The organism is Butyrivibrio fibrisolvens (assembly GCF_023206215.1).
Classification (GTDB): domain Bacteria; phylum Bacillota; class Clostridia; order Lachnospirales; family Lachnospiraceae; genus Butyrivibrio; species Butyrivibrio fibrisolvens_C.
The window spans coordinates 3,721,902-3,748,455 of the sequence record NZ_CP065800.1; the positions used below are offsets into that span (position 1 = coordinate 3,721,902).

Annotated in this window: 22 protein-coding genes and 3 tRNA genes; all 25 read right to left on the bottom strand. The window is 41.8% G+C overall.

Going from position 1 to position 26,554, the window contains the following annotated elements; translation table 11 throughout:
- Window positions 1–42 precede the first annotated feature (42 nt).
- The 25 genes from ribF to I7804_RS15700 all read right to left on the bottom strand — a co-directional run bounded on the left by ribF (window position 43) and on the right by I7804_RS15700 (window position 26,537).
- Complete coding sequence (gene ribF, locus I7804_RS15580; protein ID WP_027207695.1) at window positions 43–993, bottom strand: riboflavin biosynthesis protein RibF; 951 nt, start codon at window positions 991–993, stop codon at window positions 43–45.
- A 122-nt stretch (window positions 994–1,115) separates the two neighbouring features.
- The gene (gene truB / locus I7804_RS15585) at window positions 1,116–2,081 is read right to left on the bottom strand and encodes a tRNA pseudouridine(55) synthase TruB (protein WP_248404113.1); all 966 of its coding nucleotides are present in this window, start codon (window positions 2,079–2,081) and stop codon (window positions 1,116–1,118) included.
- 131 nt (window positions 2,082–2,212) lie between these two features.
- The gene (locus I7804_RS15590) at window positions 2,213–3,163 is read right to left on the bottom strand and encodes a DHH family phosphoesterase (protein WP_248404114.1); all 951 of its coding nucleotides are present in this window, start codon (window positions 3,161–3,163) and stop codon (window positions 2,213–2,215) included.
- Window positions 3,153–3,560: a 30S ribosome-binding factor RbfA gene (gene rbfA, locus I7804_RS15595; RefSeq protein WP_022755065.1), complete on the bottom strand. Its 408-nt coding sequence runs from the start codon at window positions 3,558–3,560 to the stop codon at window positions 3,153–3,155. Before rbfA ends, I7804_RS15590 begins: the two co-directional genes overlap by 11 nt.
- A 4-nt stretch (window positions 3,561–3,564) precedes the next feature.
- Window positions 3,565–6,597: a translation initiation factor IF-2 gene (gene infB, locus I7804_RS15600; RefSeq protein WP_248404115.1), complete on the bottom strand. Its 3,033-nt coding sequence runs from the start codon at window positions 6,595–6,597 to the stop codon at window positions 3,565–3,567.
- A complete protein-coding gene (locus I7804_RS15605) occupies window positions 6,584–6,931 on the bottom strand; it encodes a L7Ae/L30e/S12e/Gadd45 family ribosomal protein (protein ID WP_022755067.1) in 348 nt (115 codons plus the stop codon). The genes infB and I7804_RS15605 overlap by 14 nt, the downstream gene beginning before the upstream one ends.
- Window positions 6,928–7,191 carry an RNase P modulator RnpM gene (gene rnpM / locus I7804_RS15610; RefSeq protein ID WP_022755068.1) on the bottom strand — a complete coding sequence of 88 codons (264 nt, stop codon included), beginning with the start codon at window positions 7,189–7,191 and terminating at the stop codon, window positions 6,928–6,930. Before rnpM ends, I7804_RS15605 begins: the two co-directional genes overlap by 4 nt.
- A gap of 121 nt (window positions 7,192–7,312) precedes the next feature.
- On the bottom strand, window positions 7,313–8,509 hold the full coding sequence (nusA, locus tag I7804_RS15615; RefSeq protein ID WP_248404116.1) for a transcription termination factor NusA: 1,197 nt from the start codon (window positions 8,507–8,509) through the stop codon (window positions 7,313–7,315).
- 42 nt (window positions 8,510–8,551) lie between these two features.
- On the bottom strand, window positions 8,552–9,016 hold the full coding sequence (gene rimP / locus I7804_RS15620) for a ribosome maturation factor RimP (RefSeq protein WP_022755070.1): 465 nt from the start codon (window positions 9,014–9,016) through the stop codon (window positions 8,552–8,554).
- Window positions 9,017–9,429: 413 nt separating this feature from the next.
- Window positions 9,430–9,501: transfer RNA gene (locus tag I7804_RS15625), tRNA-Glu, on the bottom strand.
- 27 nt (window positions 9,502–9,528) lie between these two features.
- Window positions 9,529–9,600 (bottom strand) — tRNA-Glu (locus I7804_RS15630).
- A 26-nt stretch (window positions 9,601–9,626) separates the two neighbouring features.
- A tRNA-Glu gene (locus I7804_RS15635) sits at window positions 9,627–9,698 on the bottom strand.
- Window positions 9,699–9,796: 98 nt separating this feature from the next.
- Entirely contained in the window at window positions 9,797–10,303 is a 507-nt protein-coding gene (locus I7804_RS15640; RefSeq protein WP_110072966.1) for an HD domain-containing protein, read from the bottom strand.
- A 15-nt stretch (window positions 10,304–10,318) separates the two neighbouring features.
- On the bottom strand, window positions 10,319–11,122 hold the full coding sequence (locus tag I7804_RS15645) for a putative ABC transporter permease (protein ID WP_022755377.1): 804 nt from the start codon (window positions 11,120–11,122) through the stop codon (window positions 10,319–10,321).
- Window positions 11,123–11,188: 66 nt separating this feature from the next.
- Window positions 11,189–15,874 carry a PolC-type DNA polymerase III gene (locus I7804_RS15650; protein ID WP_248404117.1) on the bottom strand — a complete coding sequence of 1,562 codons (4,686 nt, stop codon included), beginning with the start codon at window positions 15,872–15,874 and terminating at the stop codon, window positions 11,189–11,191.
- Between the two features lie 46 nt (window positions 15,875–15,920).
- Window positions 15,921–16,979, bottom strand: coding sequence for a flavodoxin-dependent (E)-4-hydroxy-3-methylbut-2-enyl-diphosphate synthase (gene ispG / locus I7804_RS15655; protein WP_022756653.1), 1,059 nt, complete (start codon window positions 16,977–16,979; stop codon window positions 15,921–15,923).
- Between the two features lie 119 nt (window positions 16,980–17,098).
- Complete coding sequence (rseP, locus tag I7804_RS15660; RefSeq protein WP_242829467.1) at window positions 17,099–18,235, bottom strand: RIP metalloprotease RseP; 1,137 nt, start codon at window positions 18,233–18,235, stop codon at window positions 17,099–17,101.
- 52 nt (window positions 18,236–18,287) lie between these two features.
- Window positions 18,288–19,436: a 1-deoxy-D-xylulose-5-phosphate reductoisomerase gene (locus I7804_RS15665; protein ID WP_248404118.1), complete on the bottom strand. Its 1,149-nt coding sequence runs from the start codon at window positions 19,434–19,436 to the stop codon at window positions 18,288–18,290.
- A gap of 127 nt (window positions 19,437–19,563) precedes the next feature.
- Entirely contained in the window at window positions 19,564–20,379 is an 816-nt protein-coding gene (locus I7804_RS15670) for a phosphatidate cytidylyltransferase (protein ID WP_022755382.1), read from the bottom strand.
- 14 nt (window positions 20,380–20,393) lie between these two features.
- Window positions 20,394–21,119, bottom strand: a complete 726-nt coding sequence (locus I7804_RS15675; protein WP_022756655.1) for an isoprenyl transferase — start codon at window positions 21,117–21,119, stop codon at window positions 20,394–20,396.
- A complete protein-coding gene (gene frr / locus I7804_RS15680) occupies window positions 21,116–21,667 on the bottom strand; it encodes a ribosome recycling factor (RefSeq protein WP_022755384.1) in 552 nt (183 codons plus the stop codon). Before frr ends, I7804_RS15675 begins: the two co-directional genes overlap by 4 nt.
- 13 nt (window positions 21,668–21,680) lie before the next feature.
- Entirely contained in the window at window positions 21,681–22,373 is a 693-nt protein-coding gene (gene pyrH / locus I7804_RS15685; protein WP_248404119.1) for a UMP kinase, read from the bottom strand.
- Between the two features lie 102 nt (window positions 22,374–22,475).
- Window positions 22,476–23,594, bottom strand: coding sequence for a polymer-forming cytoskeletal protein (locus I7804_RS15690; protein ID WP_248404120.1), 1,119 nt, complete (start codon window positions 23,592–23,594; stop codon window positions 22,476–22,478).
- Window positions 23,595–23,611: 17 nt separating this feature from the next.
- The gene (locus tag I7804_RS15695) at window positions 23,612–25,348 is read right to left on the bottom strand and encodes a polysaccharide deacetylase family protein (protein WP_248404121.1); all 1,737 of its coding nucleotides are present in this window, start codon (window positions 25,346–25,348) and stop codon (window positions 23,612–23,614) included.
- Window positions 25,349–25,502: 154 nt separating this feature from the next.
- Entirely contained in the window at window positions 25,503–26,537 is a 1,035-nt protein-coding gene (locus I7804_RS15700; protein WP_248404122.1) for a M15 family metallopeptidase, read from the bottom strand.
- Window positions 26,538–26,554 lie beyond the last annotated feature (17 nt).

Here is a 26,554-nt window from a genome sequence, read left to right on the forward strand (position 1 = left end):
GATTTATCGTATTTTATTTATGAATCTTGCTTATATGTATCCCTACTCGCTCCAATTATGTTTAGATGTTTCCATATTGTGGTGATATATTCTTCCATTCTCTACGTCACTGCTCATCTGTGCTTTGAGCTCATCTATACCGTTAAACTTCATTTCAGGTCTTTTGAATGACAGAAGTGATACAGAGATATCCTTATCATAAAGATCTCCCGAAAAGTCATACAGATATGTTTCAGATACAACAACGTCTTCATCTGTAATAGTCGGTTTAGTACCAATATTGGTCATACCTCTGAGTATCTTATCTCCAACATGGACTACAGAATAATATACACCGTTTGGCGGAAGGAGCTTTTCTTTAGAAGGTATTACATTGACTGTAGGAATACCTATCGTACGTCCAAGGGCACGTCCGTGGCTTACAACACCGTGTATTGTATATGGGCATCCGAGTAGTCTTGCAACCTTTTCCATATTGCCATTAGTAACTTCCTGCCTTATAAGGGTTGAACTGACTTCTTTGCCCTCAAGCTCGACCTTGTCAATAAAATGTGTCTCAAAATCATATTCCTTGCCAAGAGCCGAAAGGAGCTTCCAGTCACCTCTTCCTTTATCTCCAAATGAAACGTCCATTCCTGCTGCAACATACTTAGCACCCATCTGGTCCACAAGATAACGCTTTACAAACTCCTCAGGACTTGTAGCTGCAGTCTGTTCATTCATAGGGAACTCTATCAGAACATCTATACCATTTTGCAAGAACCATTCTCTTTTTTCTTCTCTTGTAGTAAGTCCGGGAACTACATGTCCTGCAAAAAAAGATGCCGGAGACGGATCAAAAGTAAAGATCACAGTCTTTCTTCCGTTATTCTTCTCCTCTATAAGGTCTGACAGCAGTTTCCTGTGGCCTTTGTGTATTCCGTCGAATTTGCCGATAGCAATTGCTGACGGACCTTCTATATGAAAATCAGTTGTATCCTTTATTATTTCCATTGTTTTTCTACTTTCAGTAAATATATAGTAAACTCTGAATTTATCTCGAGCTATCCATGCACTTCCATACATTCCCAATTACACGATGTAATATGGACGCATCTTCTAACACGCTCATATTGTTATGGAGTATAGAAATTCTTATCAACGCAGAAACGCTTTATCTTTGCATTGTATTTATAAACTCCAAAAAACAAACCGTCCTGATCATATACACGAACTCTTGTTCCATCCTCGTACATCGCATCCTTTTTCTGAGAATCCTGTGCTTTGTCAGGCTCTGCATCGCAGATATCCATAACCGTAAAAGGATTGCCGTTCTCTATAAGCTTACAGCAAGAGCTCTTTACATGAACACTATCAAGATCCTTAAAGAAGTCTTCCACAGGAACCACCACATCATTTACTTTATCTTCATCACGGAGCTTCTCAAGCTGTCCAAGCGTGATGGCGGTATCAAGGTGAAAGCTTCCAACAGCAGTTCGTGTAAGATGTGCCATCGCACCGCCGCATCCAAGCCTAAGACCTATATCATTACAAAGTGTACGGATATAGGTTCCTTTACTGCACCTGACTTCCATTGTAAACTCATGCCTATCGGCAAGGTGGCTTGTATCAAGGATCGAAATAGAATCAATATGTATCCTTCTAGGCTTTCTCTCTATCTCCTTGCCTTGTCTTGCAAGTTCATAGAGCTTCTTGCCTCCAACTTTGATCGCAGAATACATAGGCGGAATCTGATCATAGTCACCGACAAAAGCCTGTGCCGCCTCATTAAGAGCATCTACATCAGGTATAGTATCCTCAGGATACTCTCTAATAACTGTTCCTGTCATATCCTGGGTATCAGTTTCTACTCCGAGCCTGCATACAGCTATATACTCTTTGGTATGATCTGTCAGCTCTTCAACAAGCTTGGTACCGCTTCCTACGCAGCAGACAAGGACACCTACGGCTTCGGGATCAAGTGTTCCCGTATGCCCTATCTTCTTCATCTTAAGGATTCCACGCATCTTGGCAACTACGTCATTAGATGTAAATCCCGGTTCTTTATATATATTTATAAGACCATTATAATTATTAGCCATAAAAACCTTTCAAAAGATATTATTTTAATCAGCCAGATCATTACTAAATTTAATCTGATCATGAATGAGTCGCAGCACTAATCTCTTGTGCCACAAAAGGGGAACGACTGTTCATCGTTCCCCTATCATTATCACTGCATAAGTTCTTCAATCTTTGAAATCACTTTTGCAAAAATATCTTCAAGATCTCCCTGCATTGTGATTCCGGCAGCTCTGTCATGTCCGCCACCACCGAAGCTTTCGGCAACTTTGGCAACATTGACAGATCCATCACTTCTAAGAGAAAGTTTGTACTCATTTTCTGAAAGCTGATGTGCATAAAGTGAACATCCTACGCCTACAGTGAGCTTGAGCTGACTTACAATTCCTTCAAGATCGCTTCCCTTGGCATTATACTCATTCAGGGTTTTAAGATCTGTTGAAGATACGATAAGTCTTCCATCCAGCATAAGCTTACTGTCAAGAAGCGCTCTTCCCAAAAGCTGCATCTGTGTATATGTCTTTTCGAAAAAGACATGATCTATAAGCTTATCGAATTCAAATCCGTAAGTGATCAGCTTACCTGCGATCTCCATTGTCTTTTGTGATGTATCAGAGTATTTGAATACTCCTGTGTCTGTTACCATTCCTGTATATAATGCCTTAGCAATATCCACGTCGATAACTTCAGGATCCATCACTTCATAACAAAGCTCGCACACACTACTTGCCTCGGGATATATATAATTGACATCTCCGGTACCTTCTTTATTGGATATATGATGATCTATGTTGATCTTTATCTTGGCCTTGTCAAAAAAGGCTTCAGCGCCATCTGTACGACCCTTGCCGGTGTCCAGAACTATAAATGCATCATAACTATCAACATCTGTTTCAAAACTTGTATTAACATCAGAAGTTCCGGTAAGGAACGAATACACTTCCGGTATCTCCTGAAGGAATACATCAATTCTGGCAGCCGGATATACCTTCTTAAGGTACAGATACATTCCAATACATGAGCCTACACAGTCACCATCAGGTCTTACATGCCCAGTGATTCCTATAGTCTTAGCGCTTCCGATAACTTCTTCAATTCTCATCTTCTTCCTCTATTTCCTCATCACCACGAGCAGCTCTTACTTCATTATCATGAGCTGTAACTTCATCGATCTTCTTGGTCATGTCAATAGCATATTCTATTGAATCATCCATTATGAATCGAAGCTGTGGTGTATTACGAAGATTAATAGTACGCGCAAGTGTAGAACGTATATATCCGGAAGCACTTGAAAGTCCTTCCATGGTCTGCTGGCGATCTTCGTCGTTGCCAAGGACACTAACCCATATCTTACAGGTCTTAAGATCCGGAGCAACCTCGACATCCATTACGGATGTCATAGGGCTGATACGGGGATCCTTGGAAAAACGAATTGCTTCAGCTACAACCTTCATAACTTCGCCGTTGATACGGCTGTTTTTTATACTGTTTTTTCTCATAAGCTTAGTCCCTCGGAACTTCTACCATGATATAAGCTTCAATGTTATCGCCAACATTCATGCCGTCAAATCCGTCAAATACAAGACCACATTCGTAGCCTTCCTTAACTTCCTTAACATCGTCCTTGAAACGCTTGAGTGACTTAAGATCGCCTTCGAAGATCATCTCATCGCCTCTTCTTACGCGAACCTTGCAGCCCTTCTGAATGTTACCGTCAAGTACGAATGAACCTGCGATATTACCAATAGAAGAAGCCTTGAATATCTGACGAACTTCTGCATGACCTGTGATCTTCTCTTCGTATACAGGAGCAAGCATTCCCTTAAGGGCAGCTTCTACATCATCGATAGCCTGATAGATAACCTTATAAAGCTTGATCTCTACGCCTTCGTGCTCAGCCATAGACTTAGCTGTTGCATCAGGTCTTACATCGAAACCAATGATAATAGCATTAGAAGCAGATGCAAGTGATACATCAGACTCTGTGATAGCACCAACGCCGCCATGGATTACCTTAACCATAACTTCTTCGTTGGAAAGCTTCATAAGGCTTGCCTTAAGAGCTTCTACAGAACCCTGTACATCCGCCTTGATGATGATATCAAGTTCTTTGAGCTTACCTTCCTCAATCTTTGAGTACAGATCATCAAGAGACATCTTAGCCTTAGTCTCTTCGATAAGGTCTTTCTTGTGCTGCTGCATGTAGATGTTAGCATACTGCTTAGCTTCCTTATCGGAATCATGAGCTATGAATACTTCACCTGCATTAGGTACGTCTGAAAGACCAAGGATCTCTACCGGCTGTGAAGGAGTTGCTTCCTTAACACGTCTGCCCTTGTCATCAGCCATAGCACGTACACGGCCTGAGCTAGCTCCTGCAGAGATGAAATCTCCAACATGAAGTGTACCCTTTTGTACCAGTACGTTAGCAACAGGGCCTCTACCCTTATCAAGCTTGGCCTCAAGTACAAGACCTCTTGCTGTACGGTTAGGATTAGCTTTAAGTTCAAGGATATCTGCTGTAAGAATGATAGTCTCAAGGAGAGTATCGATTCCCTCGCCGGTCTTAGCTGATACAGGTACGAATTCTGTTGATCCGCCCCAATCTGTAGCTATAAGACCATATTCTGTAAGTTCCTGCTTAACACGATCAATATTAGCACTTGGCTTATCAATCTTGTTAACAGCTACGATTATTTCGATATTGGCAGCCTTAGCATGGTTGATAGCTTCTACTGTCTGAGGCATAACACCATCATCTGCAGCTACAACAAGTACTGCGATATCAGTAGAGTTAGCACCACGCATACGCATAGCTGTGAATGCTTCGTGACCGGGAGTATCAAGGAATGTAACCTTTCTATCCTTGACAGATACCATATAAGCACCGATCTTCTGTGTGATTCCGCCTGCTTCCTTCTCAGTAACAGCTGAATCACGGATCTTATCAAGAAGTGATGTCTTACCATGATCGACGTGACCCATTACGCAGACAACAGGAGCTCTTGGTACAAGATCCTTCTCGTCCTCTTCATCCTCTTTAAGAAGTTCTTCGATAACGTCAACCTGAACTTCCTTCTCACAGATGATGTCATATTCGATTGCAATATTCTCAGCCTCTTCATAAGAAAGAGCTGTATTAACTGTAACGATCTGGCCTGCAAGGAAGAGCTTCTTGATGATAACAGATGGCTGCATCTTCATCTTCTCTGCAAGTTCCTTGATAGTAAGGCTTTCAGGAATAGTAATTGTCTTGATCTGCTCAACAGGCTCCTCTTCCTTCTTGACCTCAGGCTTAATGAAGCGGCCTACGCGCTTGCTGCGTGGCATCTCTTCCTCTTCATAATCCTTCTTGGTCTTCTTGTCCTTGTCGAATCTACGATCATTGTGACGATTGGACTTCTCTGTAGGTGCATCAGAAGCTGCTGCAAATGAAGCTCCCTGACCTCCTCTTCCTGCTCCCGGTCTTCCGCCCTGAGAGTTTCTGTCAAAGCTTCTTCCACCGCCCTGACCATTTCTGTCAAATGAAGGTCTTGAACCCATGCCGCCCTGGCCCGGTCTTCCACCTTGAGAGTTCCTGTCAAAGCTTCTTCCGCCGCCCTGAGAGTTTCTGTCAAAGTTTCTTCCACCGTTCTGAGAGTTTCTGTCATTACGATCGTTACGATCGTTTCTGCCCTGACCGTTTCTAAAGCCGCCGGCATTTCTGTCATTTCTGTTCTGCCCCTGTCTGCGATCTTCAAAGTTTCTGCCCTGATTACCGGAATTCTTGTTATCACGAGGCTGAGCTGACTGATTTGATTCAGTCTGCTTGGTCTCATTAACCTGAGGCTTCTTTACATCATTCTTGACATCAGTCTTGACTTCAGTCTTAACTTCAGTCTCAACCTTTGAAGGAGCAGCCTCCTGAGCTTTTGGAGCTGTTTCTGTATTAGCAGGCTTAACCGGCTGCACATTCTTAGGTGCCGCAGGCTTATCCTCTGTCTTACGAATGTTTGATTCATACTCAAGCTGAGATGGTGCTGTCTTAGGCTTGATAGGATGATATACATTCTGGCTTGAAGCAAATGAATTGTTTCTTCCATTCTGGCCATTTCTTCCCTGGCCGTTTCTCTGATTATCAGAACGATCTCTCTTCTGATTCTGATTGGATGAGTTATTATGGGATGAACCAAAAGAGTTACCTCTGGCATTTCCCTGATTGCTCACAATAATGATCTTCTTTTTCTTTTTAGGCTGATTATCAGCCGCTGCCTGACCGGCCTTTGGTGTTTTATCTGCTGCTATCGTGTTCTTATCTTCCTTTACTTCTTTTTCGCTTTTGTTATCATCTAAGGCACTATCTGCAGCCTTAGACTGTGGTGCATTAGATGCACCGTTTTTGCCAAAATGTTTTCTGGCTTTGTCTGCATCATCATCCTCAACAGAACTGGTGGAACGTTTTGCAGATTCAACGCCTTTTTCCTGCAAGAAGCTTACAACTTCCTTACTCTCTACTCCAAGCTCCTTAGCAAGTTCGGATATTTTAATCTTTGACATTCGTTTCCCCTCCGTTCTGTTCTATGGTCTGCAGTTTCTGTAAAAGAGCTTTGGCAAGCCCCTGATCAGTGATCGCCAGGCTGCTCCGCTCCGATTTGCCTATCGAAAGCCCCAGAAGGTCTTTCTGTCCGAAGACTTGGACCGTTACATTATGGGACTTACATTTGTTTAGCATTTCTTTCCTTGTATTGTCTGAAGCGTCAAGACTTACTATTACAAGCTTCGCCTTGCCCGACTGGATATTCTGAAGGGTTCCGGTCTCACCGGAAGTCACCTTACCGGCCTTCATGCACAAGCCCAGGAAAGAATAGATTCCTTGTTCTTCTTTGGTCATGTTCCTAAAAGCTCCTTCTCCAGCGCATCATATATTTCAGCGTTGATACTTTGTTTAAAAGAACGTTCAAGCCCTTTGCTCTTACGGGCTTTTGCAAGACACTCAGCATTATTGCAAATATATGCGCCCCTGCCGTTTTGTCTGCCCGTCTTATCAAGAACCAGCTCGCCTTCCGGCGTCTTTATGATCCTTATCAGTTCTTTTTTTTCTTTCATCTCACCGCATCCGATACATTGACGCATCGGTATCTTTTTTGCCATTCAGACTCCTTTATTGTTACCGAAACAAGTTTATATCAAATCCAGATAACTTATTTCGAATAATACTGATTTGAAATATTTATTTTAATAAATATTCATCCCTAAAAAAGGAAACGAAACATTACTCTTCGTCAGATGATTCTTCAGAAGCCTCATCAGAAACCTCTTCATCAAGAACTTCTTCAACAGCTTCATCGACCTCGTCTTCTGAGAACTCCTCATCTTCATACTCTTCTTCGTCATCAAGATAATCTTCATAACGGAATCCCGGAGCATCCTTAGCCTGAGTCTCAGACTTAATATCAATCTTGTATCCTGTCAGTCTTGCAGCAAGGCGGGCATTCTGTCCTTCCTTACCAATTGCAAGTGAAAGCTGATAATCAGGAACAACAACCTTAGCTGTCTTCTCATCAGGATCAGCAAATACTGCAACGATCTTAGCAGGTGAAAGAGCATTCTGAATAAGGTTACCGGGGTTTTCATCCCATTCGATAACATCGATCTTCTCACCGCGAAGCTCTTCTACTATAAGGTTTACTCTGCTGCCGTTAACACCAACGCATGCTCCTACAGGATCTACATTAGGATTCTGAGAATATACGGCAATCTTAGTACGGCTTCCGGCTTCCCTTGCGATAGCCTTAACTTCTACAGTACCATCCTTGATCTCAGTAACTTCCTGCTCAAAGAGACGCTTTACAAGATCAGGGTGTGTACGTGAAACAAGGATACGAGGTCCCTTGTTGCCATTTCTAACCTCAAGGATGTAAACCTTGATCCTGTCTGTAGGACGATAGCTCTCACCCTTAACCTGCTCATTCTCTGTAAGAATAGCATCAGCATGTCCAAGGTTTATGGAGATGTTACGTCCGATGAAGCGCTGTACTACACCTGTTACGATGTCATGCTCCTTCTCGAAATATTCATTATAGATAGCGCCGCGCTCTTCTTCACGGATCTTCTGAAGAATGACATTCTTGGCATTCTGTGTCGCAATACGACCGAAGTTCTTAGAGTCAAGCGGAACTCTTACTATATCGCCGACTTTGGCATGTCTGTCTATCTTGGCAGCATCTTCCGGTGATATATCCTCAGCCGGATCCATAACATCATCAGCTGTCTCCACTACAGTCTTCTCGGCATATAAATGGAATTCACAGGTCTGTCTGTCGACCTCAACTTTTACATTGTCCGCCTTGCCAAAATTGTTCTTGCATGCGGTCATGAGAGAATTCTCAATTGCATCAAAAAGGCTTTCCTTACTGATATTCTTCTCTTTCTCCAATGCATCAAGTGCTTCCATAAGTTCTTTACTCATGTCTTTTCCTCTTCTTCCTTTCTGCGCCTTAGCGCATCACCATTAAAAATCCAGTGACAGTCTAATGACTGAAATATCTTTTCTCAAAAAAATCTTGTCTGTATCCTGAATTGTGATCGTAACGTTATCAGCATCAAATGCCTTCAGGATTCCTGTAAACTCTTTACAGCCATCTACAGGTTTATAAGTTTTTAAATCCACTTCCTGACCGAGACTGTTCTCAAAATGTCTGTCCTTTTTGAGCTGTCTCCCAAGACCAGGGCTTGAAACCTCAAGTGTATAAGCGTCTTCAATAAAATCGTCTGCATCAAGCGCATCCGACAGATCATGGCTCACATCAACACAGTCGCCAATGTTAACTCCGCCTTCCTTGTCAATATAGGCGCGAAGATACCAGTCTCCTGCCTCCTTGACATATTCAACATCATAAACAGTTGTGCCATGCTTCTGGGCAATAGGAGTAAGTAACTCTTCAGTTCTTCTCTCAATATCTTCTTTTCTCGACATATGCCACCTTTCACATAATACTTATTGCAATCATGATCTTACTTCTTGGTAAATTCGCCTTATGCAATCGAGTAGGCTGACTCCTACTCGATTTCGCACACGAACATTCCGCACTTCGTGCTCCATGTTCTTACAACCGGCAAATGAATTTGTATGCAAGCATCCATTCGCTTGCCGGTCTTGTGCAACAAAAAAGCGGACTCGCGAAAGTCCACTTCCCAAAAACCACATAATTACTTTATAACCATACCACCTTTATGCAAAAACGTCAAGTTTTGTAATGGCAGGTTAAAAACTTCCCAAAAGTAAGTCCAAAGCCTTGCATCAGGGCAAAAAATATACCGCAAATTTCAATCTGCGGTAACTTTCGGGTTGGGCTGCTCTTTTCCGCTTCAGCGGTTTAAAACAGTCAGTAGCTCGTATCGGAATCGAACCGGTGATTCTGCCGTGAGAGGGCAGCGTCTTAGCCTCTTGACCAACGAGCCATAATAAAACAGTTATAAGATACAGAATAGCTCGTATCGGAATCGAACCGGTGATTCTGCCGTGAGAGGGCAGCGTCTTAGCCTCTTGACCAACGAGCCATAATAAACAGTTATAAATTGCAGAATAGCTCGTATCGGAATCGAACCGGTGATTCTGCCGTGAGAGGGCAGCGTCTTAGCCTCTTGACCAACGAGCCATGTTTTTGTCGGTGCATTGAACCGACTTGAACAAGATACCATGTTATCTATAATAATGCAAGCATTATTTTGAATTTTTTCAAAAAAAATATTTTTATCAGCGCATAGCCACTGTTTCCTGAAGTGATACGATCTTGTCTGCTGCGCATACAAGTATCGCCTCTCTTGATTTTGGCGGATGCAAAAAAGTAAGTGGCCACATGTGACTACGGATTATCTGCGCCTCTTTATCTGTAAGATCAAAATCTCTTAACGCATTCTCCATAGCTGACTGAGGATGTGTAAATCCATGAAGATGAAAAAACTTGTGCATAAGTCTAAAAGGAAGGATCCAGTTCTCCGGCGCCTTCTTGATCACGAAATCTTTGTGCCAGTCATACAGAAAATAATCATGCAAAAAAGCACCTCTAATAAGCTCTCTCTCACTTGATCTAAGTCTAAACGCTCTGTCCAAAGCATAAGAAAGTCTTGCTACTCTCATACAATGATCAAATGTTGTTATCCTGCCATGCTGTATATATTTTTTCATCTGCTGTGATCTTGCATCCTTAGCAATCTCATCCACAAGCAGTTTAAAATGTATTTCTCTTTCAACTTTGGTCATAACTGATACTCAATCCTATTTTAAGTCTCCTGATCTGTCTTGCGTCTTCTCCGGTAGACTCTTCTTGATCTTAGAACCTATATTTTCCAAATATTCTCTAACACGCGCAGCCATATAACTTCTCGACTGCGACGTATATCCTTTTATAGAAAAAAGAGCATACTTTTGCCTTTGTGTAAGCTTAGCAGTAAATGCCTCGTATTTTTCACGTATCTCTCCGGGCATTTCATATATCGCCTTAATATTCTCTTCTACTTTATTATTAAAACCAAGCTCAAAATTGTCAAGTTTCTGGGTCAGATCAACCAGCGACTGTACGGTAAGTGCTGTATCCGCAGCAAGTACTCCCATAAGAAAAAGGGCAAGTATTTCTGCAAAAACAGGTTCCATCTGTCCCTTAATATTCTCGGAGACCGGCAGGACAAACTTAACTATAAGCATTCCGGCAAGTCCAAAACCAAGGGTTGCAGGAAGGCATATCCTTCCGTTTAGATTAAGCGGAGTATTCGAATAATCCCACCACATGGCGTTAAATCTTTTTTCAAGAAAATAACTAGTCGCATATTCCAGTATAGCACTGCCGAAGGCACATATAACGAATATCTCCCATAGCGGCGTCTTGCCGCCTATGGTGAGACTAAAATTTCCAAACACTATAGAACAGCCGATCGCTCCAAATCCGTATATGGGGCATACAGGACCATAAAGAAATCCTCTGTTACTAAAGTGTCTGGACTTAATGCTGCAATATGTGCATTCGTATACCCAGCCCAGAAAGCTGTAAACTATAAATTCTACGAAGTATTTTGCTATTATCATATTATTCCTTCTTCATCAGTTCCTAACCCCATAAATATATTTCGGCTTTTTATAAGGCACGGATTACTACTTCATAAAATCGAACAAAGAGATCTGGTTGGACTCAGGGATATCTCCAAGAAGGCCCATTTCTGCCATTGCATCAACTACTTTCTGAGGGCACTTGGTTCTTTCCTTAAAGTCGTCCTTAGAAAGAAATGGTCCGTCCTTGGCAGCTTCTACTACTGCATCTGCTGCCTTTTCACCCATTCCATCGAAGGCAGTAAGAGAAGGCATGATCTTGTTGCCGACTACCTGGAAGAGACGGGATTTGGCCTTGAATATATCAATAGGCTCAAATTCAATACCTCTTTCATACATCTCTTCGACAAGTCTCATGTCATAATACTCTGCTTCTTCAACAGGTGACATTTTTTCTTTATTCTTGAGTTCCTGCATTCTTCCATGAAGGTGATTCTCTCCCTGACACATATCAAGGTATGAAAAAGCTTTCGCTCTTATCGAGAACCATGCTGCATAGAATGCCTGCGGGCAATATACCTTAAAGTAAGCAATTCGCCAGGCCATCATAACGTATGCGGCAGCATGCGCCTTAGGGAACATGTATTTGATAAGCTCACATGAACCAATATACCATTCAGGAACGTCATGAGCCCTCATATCTGCTTTGTACTGCTCCCACTTGGGCTCTTTGCCTTTAGCGACTTTACCCTTACGGACTGACTCCATGATCTTGAAAGAATCAGATGGATCAAGACCCTTCTGGATAAGGTAGATCATGATATCGTCTCGACAACAGATAGCTGTATCAATCGTTGCAGTTCCGTTACTGATAAGAACCTGAGCGTTGCCTTGCCATACGTCGGTTCCGTGTGACAGACCTGAGATTCTTATAAGGTGACTAAGTGATGTAGGCTTAGCCTCAACAACCATGTTCATAGCAAAGTCAGTACCAAATTCAGGGATTCCAAGACATCCAAGTGGTGTTCCGCCTATCTGCTCAGGAGTTATGCCAAGAGAACCTGTATCTTCAAAGAGTTCCATTACAAGTGGATCATCAAAAGGTACATCTTTGGGATCTACGCCTGTGCAGTCCATAAGGAATCTGATCATGGTCGGATCATCGTGTCCGAGTATATCGAGCTTGAGCAGGTTATGATCGATGGAGTGGTAATCATAATGTGTTGTTATGGTAGCTGTTGTCTGGTCATTAGCCGGGTGCTGAACCGGTGTAAAGGTATTGATATCCTCTCCCACCGGAAGAACTACGATACCGCCAGGATGCTGACCTGTACCACGTCTTATACCGGTACAACCTGCAACTATTCTGTTAATTTCGGCCATTCGCTTAGGAACGCCTATCTCATCATAATATTTTTTGACATATCCAAAAGCAGTCTTATCTGCAAGCGCAGCTATAGTTCCTGCTCTGAAGGTCTGACCATAGCCAAAGATAACTTCAGTATATTTATGGGCCTTGGACTGATATTCACCTGAGAAGTTAAGGTCAATATCAGGCTCCTTATCTCCTTTAAATCCAAGGAAGGTTTCGAAAGGAATGTCGAATCCGTCCTTATAAAGCATATGTCCACACTTGGGGCATCTTTTATCAGGCATATCCACTCCGGCCTTACCGCCGAAAGCTTTGACTTCTTCAGAATCAAAGTCGCTGTAATGACAGCGTGGGCATACATAATGCGGAGCAAGTGCATTAACCTCAGTAATACCTGATGTAAACGCAACAAAAGAACTTCCAACTGATCCACGGGAACCAACCAGATATCCGTCTTCGTTGGACTTCCAAACGAGCTTCTGGGCGATAATATACATAACCGAGTAGCCGTTTTTGATAATTGAATTAAGCTCTCTTTTAAGTCTTGCATCTACTACTTCCGGAAGCTCTTCTCCGTATATCTCGTGAGCCTTGTCATAACATATCTTCTCAAGTGTCTTATCAGAATCTTCGATAACAGGAGGACACTTATCGGGTCGAACCGGTGATATGCTATCGCACATCTCCATGATCTTCCTGGTGTTGGTCACGCATACTTCAAATGCCTTGTCTCCTCCAAGGTAATCAAATTCCGAGAGCATCTCGGCTGTTGTTCTGACATACAGATCTGCAGGCTCTTCATCATCAAAGCCTCGTCCTGCCTGAATGATAGTCCTGTATATCTGATCCTCGGGATTTAAAAAGTGAGCATCGCAGGTAGCTACTACAGGCTTATGGAATTGTTCTCCAAGCTTAACGATCTTCTTGTTAACTTCTCTGATGTCATCATCACTTTCGATACTGTCATACTTCTCTGAATCAACCATGAAGTGGTTGTTGCCAACAGGCTGTATCTCAAGGTAGTCATAAAAATTAACTATTCTTGCAATCTCTGTTTCAGGTCTGTCTTCTACAACAGCTCCGTAGAGTTCACCTGCACAGCAGGCAGAACCTATAATAAGACCTTCTCTGTACTGGCTAAGTACAGACTTAGGTATAAGCGGAAAACGCCTGAAGTAGTCAAGGTGAGACTTACTTATAAGGGTATACAGATTACACCTTCCCAGTGTGTTCTTAGCAAGGATAATAACATGGTGCGGGCGAAGGTGTTTGATCATTTCAGGTGTAGACTGACCGAATTCCTGCATTTTGGTAAGGTCTGCTATACCCTCTTTTTCCAACATAGGAAGGAACTTTAGGAAAATATAAGCAGTACACTCCGCATCATCTACCGCTCTATGGTGGTGATCAAGTACTACATTAAGAGTCTTGGCTGTAGCATCAAGTGTATGCTTGGCCTGCAGAGGAAAAAACACACGTGAAAGCCACATGGTATCTACTGTTGTAAAATCAACTTCTATTCCAAGCTCTTTACAGTTCTGGTTAATGAAACTGATATCAAATCCAACGTTATGTCCTACAAGAACTGAGTCCTTACAAAAATCAACGAATTTAGGGATTATTACATCACGGGTAGGAGCTCCCATTACCATGTCATCACTTATGGATGTGAGCTTTTCTATACGATAAGGAATAGGAACCTGAGGGTTAATGAATTCTGAGAATCTTTCAAGGATCTCGCCATTTCTAACCTTAACGGCACCAATCTCTATTATCTTGTTCTTAAGAGGTGAAAAACCTGTTGTCTCTATATCAAATACTACAAAGGTAGTATCCTTGATCTGCTGCCCCTTACCGTTTCTGACTATCTCAACAAGGTCATCAACAAGATAACCTTCTACGCCGAGTATGAGTTTGAAAAAGTTCTGTCTGTCAGGAGCAGGAAGTTCTGCTGCCTTGGCTTCTTTACAAGCTGCGCCGTAGAGGTCTTCCCATACATGATTGGCTACTGTAAGTCCCTGAACAACACCATGATCTGTGATAGCGATTCCGGGCATTCCCCATTTGTATGCCTGCTTGACTATATCGCTAACTTCAGATACTCCGTCCATATCACTCATCTTGGTATGGCAATGGAGCTCTACTCTCTTAACCTGCGCATTATCCTTACGCTTAACTGTAAAGTCAGTCGTCTTTCTGATACCGCCAACTGATCCTATGGTAAGTTCATGGTCGAACTTATCGATCATAGTGATACCTTTAACCTTGATAAAGGCACCAACCTTAAGGTCTTTGTTAAGATCTTTAAGATCTTCATTCTTTACGAATAGTTTAATTGTAATAGAATCAGTAAAGTCAGTAAGATCAAACATAACAATAGTCTTTTCACCATTTCGAAGAGGCTTTTCTTCGTAACGGATGACTTTACCATGTATAGTAACTTCACCGATCTCTCCATCTACTTCGACAATACGCATCGGATCGTCATCGAAATCCCGGCCGTATATAACATTGGGATCGTCAGACTTCTTCATGCCACTTCCAAAGCTGCCTTTTTTCCAGGTTCCAAACTTCTTGCCGCCAAAACCTGAAGGCGCGCGGTTCTGATTGACACCGCCTTCGCCGGGGCTTGTTGTTCCGCCTTTACCTTTAGCTTCATCACTGGCCATAGCAGCTGCAGCTGCCTCTGCGGCTTTCTGAACCTCAATATTAGCATCAGAAGGCTTTGTATTAGCACCATCAACCGCCTGTTTAGGCGCAGCGACGCTCTTTGAGGCAGATTTAGAACCTGATGCATCCTTTTTGCCTTTTTCCTGCTCTTTAGCCTTTTTAGCTTCAAGAGCAGCTTCAAGCTTGGCAGACATTCTTTCGGATTCTGCACTGTAATCAGGAGCTCCTGACTTTTTCTTGTCCTTTTTGGCCTCAAAAACAGTTTTAATCCTTATATTAAGGCCGCATCTTTCGTTGATGATCTTGTCCATGATACGTTCTATCTCAGGTGCCTCCTGTGTAGATGTGACCGTATCTTCGAGGACAATCTCCATTGCATCCAAAGAAGGATACCTGAATTCGGCACCCTTCATAAGTGTATATTCTATTGGATTATAAGTTCTGAATTCCTGCAGAATACTTTCTCCGTAGATATCCATAAGGTTCTGCGGAGTATACTGTGCAGAGAGATGAAATCGCTCATATATCTTTATAACTATAGATACATTTGGAAAAAGCTGAGACCTTATCTCTTTTTCTACTTTTACGATTTCCTGTTTATCTATAAGACGTTCAGAGGAAATATAAATGCGGATAAAATCCTGCTTCCTTGTGGCAGAAACTTTCTCAACTGTAGTTTCTTCCATAAGTTCTTTAGTATGTCCACTTAATTTAAGCTGTGGAAATACTTCAAAAAAAGCTTTGGCCATTTATATCTTTCCCCCGTTGTTTCCTAAATTTCTATATATAAAAAGATCATTCGCCCCAGTGATCAAGCTCTTCCTTGAGCGCTGACAGAAGCTGATCCTCGGGCATCTTGCGAATAACTTTGCCTTTCTTGATAAGAAGTCCTTCGCCTACTCCGCCGGCAACGCCTATATCAGCCTCTTTGGCTTCTCCTGGGCCGTTTACTGCGCATCCCATAACTGCAACTTTGATGTTGAGAGGATAATGGGAAGCAAGTTCCTCAACCTTATTAGCAAGTCCTATAAGGTCTATCTTGGTACGTCCGCATGTAGGACATGATACAACATCTATTCCGCCGCCTCTTAAATTAAGAGCTCTGAGTATCAGTTTGGCAGCCTTGATCTCTTCAACAGGATCTCCTGACAAAGATACGCGGATAGTATCTCCTATTCCTTCGTTAAGAATAATACCAAGACCTACGGAAGATTTGACACTTCCTGAATATACAGTTCCTGCTTCTGTTATACCTACATGAAGCGGATACTGGGTCTTCTCTACGAGAAGTTCATGAGCTTTGACAGCAAGCATTACATTTGAAGACTTGATGCTTATGACCATATTGTCATAACCGCAATCTTCAATGATATGTGTCTTATCAAGAGCACTTTCTACAAGGCCCTGAGGTGTAACACCGTGGTATTTCTCAACAAGATCTTTTTCCAAGGATCCGGAGTTAACACCTACTCTGATAGGAACCTGACGTTCTCTTGCAGCGCGGACAACTTCTTCAATCTTGTCCTTGCCGCCAATATTGCCGGGATTGATACGGATCTTGTCAGCTCCGTTCTCAATAGCAGCAATAGCCATCTTGTAATCAAAATGAATATCTGCAACAAGCGGAATATGAATACGCTTTTTGATCTCACCTATAGCCTTGGCAGCTTCAAGTGTAGGACAGGTACTCCTTACAATATCGCAACCCGCCTCTTCAAGCTTAAGGATCTGTGCAACAGTCGCATCAACATCCTCAGTACGTGTATTGGTCATAGACTGGATCATGATAGGATTACCACCGCCGATGACCTTATTACCAATTTTAATAACCTTTGTATTATCTCTATATGCCATAATAAATCTCCTTTGACCCCGTTTTATGGGTCCGGAGTTATGATCATCTATGATCATAATCTCCCTTAGATCTGTTTTTTTAGATCCGGAGTTATGACCATTCATGGTCATAATCTCCCTTAGAATAACTTACTAACATCATGGAACAGCACCACGACCATAAGGCCTATAAGTGCCGCAACTCCCACAAGTTCGATCATTCCCTCATACTTTTCAGGAACCGGTTTGCCTCGTATCACCTCAATCAATAGAAAAACAAGTCTTCCACCATCAAGTGCCGGAATAGGAAGCAAATTCATAAGTCCTAAATTAATAGACAAAAGCATTGCAAGATTGACCATATTAAGTATAACATCAAGTATTCCCCCGGTCTGCATTGCTGTTTCATAGCTCTCATCTACCATCTCAGCCATGCCTACAGGTCCTGACAGTTCTACCTTATCGGTTCTGCCTTTTACTAAAAGGCCAAGGCTCTTCCAGGTGGATGTCAGATAATAATTGAACATATAACCTGCATACTTCAAAGTCTTCACGCCTGAAACCGTGTCATACTCGCCAATATATATTCCTATCACATATCTGCTTGCCCCGGTCTCTTCATCTTCATAAAGAATAGGGGTTATGGTAGTCGAATAACTCTTGCCATCGCGTTCATAAGTGATATCAACATCCTCACCGTCTGTAAGGTACATATTAAGTGTAACTTCCGCACTCATATGGACAGCACTTCCATTGACGCTTGTAATGACGTCGCCTTCTCTAAGTCCTGCTTCCTGAGCCGGCGAATTGTCAACAGAAAAGCCGCTTACTGTAGGAAAGCTCCAATAAGTATTGGATACTATTATAAGTGCCAGAATAAACCCGAGTATAAAATTGGCTAAGGGTCCTGCCACTACAGTTGCTATTCTTGACCATACATTAGCCCTTCTGAATGAAATCTGTCCAGTAAGGCTTTCATCACGACTTTCCTGAGCCTTTTCTTCCTCTTCGTCGTATCCACTATCTTCACTGGGCTTTGTCACCTCGAGTCCGTCCATACCATCAAAGATACAGGCACCTCCAACAGGAAGAAGTCTTATAGAATACATTGTATCGCCTTTTTTCTTCTGATACAGAACAGGCCCCATTCCTATAGTGAACTCAGTCACACGTATCCCATTAGCCTTGGCTATAAGAAAATGGCCTCCCTCATGAGATACGACCAGTACACAGAATATAACTATGAATATTAATAATACTATGATGTTCTGAAGCAATACGTCTCTCCTATCTCACCGGCAATTACAGAATCAGTCATTTGAATAGTTATCAGTAACGATCTCCAAGAAAACTGTATGTCCAGCTCTCTGTTTCAAGAATCTGCTCTACAGTAGGATTCTCGATCTTGTGATGATTATCCATCGCATCGGTAATCATATCATATATGTCAAGGAAATGAATCTCACGCTTTAAGAACTTCTTAACTGCAAGCTCGTTGGCAGCATTAAATACTGTAGGCATGCTTCCACCTTCCTTTGCTGCTCTAATAGCAAGTGGAAGACCCTTGAATACATCTGTTCTGGGCTTTTCAAATGTCATATCAGCAAGTTCAAAAAGATCAAGTCTATCTTCTGACATAGGTCTTCTATCAGGATAGAAAAGAGCATACTGTATAGGCAGTTTCATATCAGGAACTCCCATCTGTCCTATAACAGCGCCGTCTACAAACTGTACAGCAGAGTGAAGTATAGACTGCGGCTGGATCACAACCTGGATCTTATCAACCGGCACATCAAAAAGCCATCTGGCTTCCATTACTTCAAGTCCCTTATTAACTAAAGATGCTGAGTCTATAGTAACTTTGGCGCCCATATCCCAGTTGGGGTGCTTTAGAGCATCATCAACTGTTACAGTCTCCAGTTCTTCTTTGCTCTTCTTGCGGAAAGGACCGCCTGATGCTGTAAGAAGGATCTTTTCTATTTTATCTACAGGTTCTCCGTTAAGAGACTGGAATATAGCACTGTGCTCAGAATCTACCGGAAGAATCTTAACGCCCATCTTCTTAGCAAGTGGCATTATGATATGACCTGCACAAACCAATGTCTCTTTATTGGCAAGTGCTATATCCTTGCCTGCATTTATAGCTTCTATAGTAGGTCTGATTCCGATCATTCCTACTACAGCCGTAAGAACAGTATCGGCATTTTCATCACGGACAAGCTCTAAAAGTCCTTCCATTCCTGAAAGAACTGTTATTCCAAGATCAGATATTCTGCTTTCAAGCTCTTTGGCAGCACCCTGATCGAACATAGCGATCTTTGAGGGTTTGAACTCCCTGGCCTGCTTTTCCATAAGATCAACATTACGACTTGCAGCAAGAGCTATAACCTTAAGCTCATCAGGATTGGATCTGACAACATCAAGTGTCTGGGTTCCTATAGAACCGGTTGATCCCAAAAGAACAATTTTTCTGCCCATAATTCACAATTTCCTCATTTTCTATATTTCATTAGATGAATACTGTTTGTACCTACTGCAAAACAGCTTACAATAAAAACGTTACAGTCCACATGTGTAAACTTTGTGAACTGTAACATGTATTTTATCACTTCATAATAAAGACGACCAGTCCATAAATAAATGGGGTCACAAATATAACACTGTCAAATCTGTCCATGATACCACCATGGCCGGGAATAAGCCTGCCATAATCCTTGATATCTCTGTCCCTTTTGATAGCTGATGCTGCGAGGTCGCCAAGCTGTGAGATAAAACCGGCTACAAGAGTTATCACCATAAACTGCGGGATGATACCTGCATCTACTCCTTTGACTTTCATCATGACAAAGCCAAATATAACTCCTGCAACGATCGAGAAGAATACTCCTCCGATTCCGCCTTCAATAGTCTTGTGTGGTGAAAGCACCGGTGTCATCTTGTGTTTGCCAAAAGCTCGTCCCGTAAGATATGCAAAAGAATCGCATACCCAGGCCACAAAAGGCATCCATACAAGGAATTCACCGTTTTCACGTATCCTTAACAGATATATGAAAGATAACATTAAAGGCGCATACAAAAAGGCAAAAACAGCGCCAATTACCTGATGTACCTTGTATCTTGGGAAAGTAAGTACATAGGTAACCATGACTGCAAAGAATACAAATAATACAGAGAGCAGATATGTCTTAGTATCATGTATATATATCACCAGGATATAATGCAATAATACGCCAACAAATCCGACTTTATATAAAAGTCCTGTCTTACCATCTTCATCAAAGACTCCAAGTACCCTCGCAATCTCATAATAAGCGATCTGCGCTACGATCAAAGATGCTCCACCAAGGACATAGCCGCCCAGTACCAGTGTAATAGCCAGTATAATGCCTATTACTATGCTGCTTATAACTCTGGTCTTCACTCTAAATGTCTCCTTTATTCTTCACCTTTCTTAAGCCCGCCAAATCTTCTGGTTCTGTGGTTGTAAGCATCGATGGCTTTCTCAAGTTCTTCTTTGTTAAAATCAGGCCAGCATATATCTGTAAAATAAAACTCTGTATATGCAAGCTGCCAGAGAAGATAATTGGACAATCTCTGCTCGCCACATGTCCTGATAAGAAGATCGGGATCAGGCATGAAACCTGTATCAAGGTTATCATTTATCATCTTTTCAGTGATATCTTCAGCCTTTATCTCTCCACTTTCGACTTTCCCAGCTATCTTTTTAGCAGCACGTGTGATCTCATCACGGCTTCCATAGTTGATAGCGATCGTGAAAGTAAGTCCTGTGTTATTTTTAGTTGTTTCTTCAAGCTCTTCCACAACTTTAAGTACATCTTTAGGAAGACGACTTCTCTCGCCGATAACGCAGCTTCTTACATTATTCTTCATACAAGTCTTGATCTCAGACTTAAGATATTTTTTGAAAAGAGCCATAAGAGCAGAAACCTCTGTTTCAGGTCTGTTCCAGTTCTCTGTCGAAAAAGCATAAACTGTTACATACTCGATTCCAAGCTCGCCTGCATCAAACAGCATCTGTTCAACAGCCTTTGCACCCTGAACATGTCCATAGTTTCTGGGCATTCCTTTGGCTTTAGCCCAGCGTCCGTTACCATCAAGGATAAAGGCAACGTGTCTGGGAATCTTTCTTTCTTCGCTCATACTGTCATTATTTCCTTAGTCTTAGCTTCGATTGTAGAATCGATCTTCTTTACAAATTCATCTGTAAGTTTCTGAAGCTCATCTGTAAGATCGCTGATCTCATCTTCTGAGATTTCTGTTCCCTTAAGCTTCTTGAATGCTTCATTGCCATCACGACGAACATTTCTTACAGCAACCTTGGCATCTTCACCTTTTTTCTTGATGTCCTTGGAAAGCTGTTTACGTCTCTCCTCTGTAAGTTCAGGGAATACAAGGCGGATTACGCTTCCATCATTAGTAGGATTGATTCCGATATCTGATGTAAGGATAGCCTTCTCAATCTCTTTGAGCATATTCTTCTCCCAAGGAGCGATCTGGATGATCCTTGCTTCAGGAACAGATACGTTACCAACCTGCTGGATAGGTGTAGGTGTTCCATAATAATCTACACGGAGCTTATCAAGTACGTGTGGATTAGCACGTCCTGCTCTTACAGTAGCAAGATCTTCTACAAGAAAATCATACGCTTTATTCATCTTATCATTATAAACTTTAATCTTTTCGTTCATTGCCTCTCCTCCTTCACGCTTCAACTGTTGTTCCATTAAAATTGCCACTTACTGCCTTAACAATGCTTCCTTCTTCCTGAAGTGCAAAAACACGCATTGGCATATGATTGTCCCTTGCAAGAATAGATGCTGTCATATCTACAACCTGAAGGTTCTGTGCTACAACATCATCAATAGTGATCTTGTCATATCTCTTGGCATTAGGATTAACAGCCGGATCAGAATCATAAACTCCGTCAATTGCCTTAGCCAGAAGGATCATATCTGCCTCAACCTCAATAGCACGAAGAACTACGCCTGTATCTGTTGAGAAATAAGGATGTCCTGTTCCGCCTGCAAAGAAGACTACCATATTCTTGGAAAAATACTTCTGTGCACGATCCTTGGAAAAAAGCTTTGTGAATGATCCGCATTCAAATGGTGTAAGAATTGCAGTATTCATTCCTTCACTTCTGAATATCTCAGAAACATAGATACAGTTCATAATAGTAGCAAGCATACCGATCTGGTCAGCTTTAACACGATCAATACTCTCACTGGTTCTTCCTCTCCAGAAGTTACCGCCTCCGATAACAATTCCAACCTGTGTTCCTGACTGTGTAATCTCCTGTACCTGCTTCGCAACCTTTCTTACAGTAGGTTCATCAAATCCGGTCTTCTTATCACCGGCTAGCGCTTCACCGCTAAGTTTGAGTAGAATTCTCATTGCTTTTATCCTCTTTCAATAAATAATGCCGGGAATAGTCTCCCCGGCATTAAATAATTCTGGTCCGCAAAAGACATTCCTCAATGTCTTATGATACCATCATCAGTTCTTATTCTTCAAGCCCTCAAAGAAAGCAGATGGATTAACTTCTGCATATGTCTGTGAGCACATACCTTCAATAACCGCACCATTGTTGATCTGTACTGACTGGGACTTGATATTACCCATTACAATAGCAGTTGTATCAAGAACTACAGGTCCGTGTACATCAATATCACCTTTTACAGCGCCTGCTATTACAGCACTTGTAGCATAAAGGTTACCGATGATAACAGAGCTCTGACCGATCTTAACGCTGCCGTTAGAATGGATATCACCATTGATTCTTGCTGCTTCTGCATAGATTTCTGCAGCATTAGAATTTCCTTCTATCTCACCTGTTACATTAAGTTTGCCATATGCAGTTACATTACCGATGACTTTGCCGATAAGATCAAGTGATCCTGTTGTCTGGATATCACCGTTTACAATCATACCCTCGGTGATCGATGCTGTTTCGTCTGTTGCTACGCGTTCTGTGTCCATCATGATATATCCCCCGTCTTCGTTAATATTATCAGAAGCGGAATAGTCATCCGCATCCTGGCCTACGTTATCAAGTTCAGATATTTCTACTACTGGCTCTGCGTGATCCTCATACGGAGCATCTTCTTTTGGTTCAAATGAAGGTCCTGCGGGGAAAACGCTTGGTATAACAAAATCGTCATTTTCCGGTTCTTTAACAGGCTCTGGCTCTTCATAGCTTTCTTGTACCAGATTATCTTTTTCCGGCTCTGATACAGTTTCTTCCGGTTCTTCTTTTGACTCATCCACACTTCCAAATGAACTTACCGGATCTGAAGGAAATGTTATAGCATCATAATCAGGTTCTAAAGCTTCTTCTGTTTTCGATGCTGCTTCCGGCTCTTTCAAACTTTCCATTGCCGGCATTTCTTCAGGCTCTTTTAATGGTTCCTTGTCCTTAGCTGCAACACTTTCCTCCGGCTCAGGAATGTCTTCGACCTGAATCTTATCCAGGTGACTTAGCATGCTGTCAAGATCCACTTCCTCGACCCCTGCGTTATCCTGCCCGGCATTCTTCTCTGCAGCCGCTTTTTCTTCAGGATCTATTTCGTCTACTGCATTAGACAGATCCTTTTTCAGCTCTGAGAAAAATCCCATATCTTTATCCTCCGTTCTCATTGATTCTTGCTATGTTGAACCGGTACAGTACTCTCCGTTACCGGTACAATCACCGTATTGGGAAGGCTCTCAACATACTCGATTATCTTAGGAAGAGCCTCAACTGTTTCCTCCTTATCACCTGCATCATGAAGGAGGATCATGCAATTCTCATGACCTGAAATATTGGAAGTAACATTGGAAACTATGATATCTGAAGCTATATTGTCACCACCATAAACATTCCAGTCAAAATAAGTAATATTATTCCGATCAAGATATCCGATCAGCTCGGACATTGGTACCTGACTTGCTGTATTGGAACTGCCACCGGGGAACCTGTAATAGGTAGTCCATACTCCTGTAACATCAAATATATAATTCTGAATCTTGTGAAGATCTGTCTGAAAACTGTCTAATGACTCATATAATACTTCGTAATCATGGCTGTAGGAATGCATACCGATCGTATGTCCCTCATCCACTATGCGTTTATACATATCATCATATCCTGACTTCCCACACACAAAGAACGTGGCTTTGACATCATATGAAGCCAGAACATCCAAAATCTCGTCTGTATACGGGCTCGGGCCATCGTCGAACGTAAGATAAACATATCTTACGCCGTTGCCCGGCGCATTTTTGGAAACAACTGATACTGCTTCCTGATTGTCAGAAAGCGGCATTTCTTTATCAGCAATATCCTGAATAGCTATAAGACTGTCCTTATAATCGTTAAATTCATCCTGAAGAGCTAATAATCTGTCGTTTATTCTGTCATATTCGCTTTTTAGTATTACACATTGAAATGAAAAGAAAACTATTGTAACTACAAGAAATACTGCAACAAATGCTTTTATAAGAAAGGAACTGTCTCTAAAATCAAAGGAAGATAGCCTTTCTCTAAGGCTGCGATATTCTACCCACTGCCCGGATGCATTCTCAACTTTGATCTCATCCAGGTCAATATCACTAAAATTCTTAGCGCTTATCCTTCCGGGCGGCTCATCTTCTTCGTCACCATTTTTAGTATCATAGGCTTCATTAACGCATGGCTTCTTAAGATCAGCTTCCTTATCTTTTAATCCTATATCATCTGAATTTACAGCTTGTGACTCTTTTATACTAATATCATTAATACTTAAATCTTTAGTATTTGTTTCTTTATTTTTGACTTCTTTAATACTTGATTCTTTAGTATTTGATTCTTTAGTATTTATTTCTTTGACGACAGACTCTTTGGCATCTGATTTTTGTTTTTCTGATTGCCTGGTATCTGATTCTTTAACTTCTGCTTCTTTAGTTTCTAGTTCTTTAGTATCCGGGCCTTTAGTATCCGGTCCTTTAGCAGAAGCGGTGCCATCTGTATATTGGCTGGTATCTAAGCTTTTGGAAACAGATATCTTATTACCTATCTTAGCTTGAGAGTTCTCATCGCCGTAGTTGTCACTGCTATGCTTATTATCAACTGCATCTTTGGCGATTTTAGTTTCTTTTTCAGCCAAAGCCTTTTTATCGGCATCCCCGGAATATACTAATGATATATTAATAGCATTATCTGTTTTGTGAAGGGAATCAGTTGAAAATCTGAATGGGCGGGTTATAGCATCAGACAGCGTGGCGCTCTTTGTGACCTTGTCATATTCGTCACCCTTAATACTCTGGGTTACGGAAACAGGTCCTTGCCAGCTCCCTCTTCTTTCATCTCTTAGATTGTTCCGCCCCCTGCGGACAAACACTCTAGATGACATAAGGCTCTCCCCCATCCAAGTACTTTTTTTTAGTATATCATAGATTTGGTCTAACAAAAGAAAATCCGCAACAAAAAATATTTTTTATTACGGATTTTCATTTATTGTATATTTTTCTACCTAAAATATAGTCATATTTAGTTTTTAAAACAGTTTATAAAGAGTTCTCTGCAATATACTCTTCAAGTGTTATACCACGAGACATGATCTCCGTGGCAGCATCAACTCCAACATATCTGAAATGCCAAGGCTCATAGATGATACCTGTGACATCTTCTCTTCCCTTAGGATATCTTAATATAAAGCCGTACTCAGCGCAGTGTTCAAGAACCCACTTATAACCTGCAGTATTCTCCTGATCTTCTGTAAGAGATGTGTAGCCTGCATCGGTTATGTCCATACAAAGGCCTGTCTGGTGCTCACTCTGTCCCGGAGGATTAACTACTGTTGCAGCAAGATACTCACTATCTGCCTGACTGTATCCAAGTCGCTTATAATAATTGACCTTTCTATTATAAAGATAAGTCTGTCTGGATGAACTTCTGTAACCTGATACAAGATATAGATTTATGCCCTGGGCTTTAGCATCAGCTATCATCTGCTTGACTATAGGAGTTACATCTTTGTGCATATACTCGCCATTGGCACAAAGGGTTACTTCAGGAGCATATGCTGTGCTTATAGGATGTTCATGATTTACAAGGACAAGATTCCACGTAGAAAGATCTACAGATGTACTAGCAGGAGTGACTCCGGTAGCCGTAAGAGCGTCAAAGCTCACAAGACTCTTGCCGGGAAGGAGATGATCAGCGACTCTTCCTTCAGCACTACCCACAAGGATATAGTGCTGTACATATGCAGCAATATTATTACCATATACAGCCTGAAGATCCTCATAATTGGACATATAGATCTGTGCATTGAATAAAGCTGACGGCTGTCTTCCTTCAAGCATACCGCTGTTAACATAGTGCTGATACAAGCTTTCAGCATCTGTTCCTATTGCAGCTACAACGTCCGGATAAGCCTGAGCATAGAAAGTTGCATCAAATACCATATGATAGTCAAATGCTGCAGCCTCTACCTGAGTTCCTGTCAATACTCCAAATGAAGACATAGGCGTAGCAGCAGCCAGTATTGCCGCACTTACAACAGCTGCGGCGATTTTTATAAGTTTTTTTCTAACCAAAATAGCACCTCACTTCT

Bases quoted from the DNA above. Each gene is read 5' to 3' on its own strand.
- ribF (WP_027207695.1), bottom strand. From the start codon at position 993: ATGGAAATAATAAAGGATACAACTGATTTTCATATAGAAGGTCCGTCA.
- truB (WP_248404113.1), bottom strand. From the start codon at position 2,081: ATGGCTAATAATTATAATGGTCTTATAAATATATATAAAGAACCGGGA.
- I7804_RS15590 (WP_248404114.1), bottom strand. From the start codon at position 3,163: ATGAGAATTGAAGAAGTTATCGGAAGCGCTAAGACTATAGGAATCACT.
- rbfA (WP_022755065.1), bottom strand. From the start codon at position 3,560: ATGAGAAAAAACAGTATAAAAAACAGCCGTATCAACGGCGAAGTTATG.
- infB (WP_248404115.1), bottom strand. From the start codon at position 6,597: ATGTCAAAGATTAAAATATCCGAACTTGCTAAGGAGCTTGGAGTAGAG.
- I7804_RS15605 (WP_022755067.1), bottom strand. From the start codon at position 6,931: ATGACCAAAGAAGAACAAGGAATCTATTCTTTCCTGGGCTTGTGCATG.
- rnpM (WP_022755068.1), bottom strand. From the start codon at position 7,191: ATGGCAAAAAAGATACCGATGCGTCAATGTATCGGATGCGGTGAGATG.
- nusA (WP_248404116.1), bottom strand. From the start codon at position 8,509: ATGAGTAAAGAACTTATGGAAGCACTTGATGCATTGGAGAAAGAGAAG.
- rimP (WP_022755070.1), bottom strand. From the start codon at position 9,016: ATGTCGAGAAAAGAAGATATTGAGAGAAGAACTGAAGAGTTACTTACT.
- I7804_RS15640 (WP_110072966.1), bottom strand. From the start codon at position 10,303: ATGACCAAAGTTGAAAGAGAAATACATTTTAAACTGCTTGTGGATGAG.
- I7804_RS15645 (WP_022755377.1), bottom strand. From the start codon at position 11,122: ATGATAATAGCAAAATACTTCGTAGAATTTATAGTTTACAGCTTTCTG.
- I7804_RS15650 (WP_248404117.1), bottom strand. From the start codon at position 15,874: ATGGCCAAAGCTTTTTTTGAAGTATTTCCACAGCTTAAATTAAGTGGA.
- ispG (WP_022756653.1), bottom strand. From the start codon at position 16,979: ATGGCATATAGAGATAATACAAAGGTTATTAAAATTGGTAATAAGGTC.
- I7804_RS15665 (WP_248404118.1), bottom strand. From the start codon at position 19,436: ATGGGCAGAAAAATTGTTCTTTTGGGATCAACCGGTTCTATAGGAACC.
- I7804_RS15675 (WP_022756655.1), bottom strand. From the start codon at position 21,119: ATGAGCGAAGAAAGAAAGATTCCCAGACACGTTGCCTTTATCCTTGAT.
- frr (WP_022755384.1), bottom strand. From the start codon at position 21,667: ATGAACGAAAAGATTAAAGTTTATAATGATAAGATGAATAAAGCGTAT.
- pyrH (WP_248404119.1), bottom strand. From the start codon at position 22,373: ATGAGAATTCTACTCAAACTTAGCGGTGAAGCGCTAGCCGGTGATAAG.
- I7804_RS15690 (WP_248404120.1), bottom strand. From the start codon at position 23,594: ATGGGATTTTTCTCAGAGCTGAAAAAGGATCTGTCTAATGCAGTAGAC.
- I7804_RS15695 (WP_248404121.1), bottom strand. From the start codon at position 25,348: ATGTCATCTAGAGTGTTTGTCCGCAGGGGGCGGAACAATCTAAGAGAT.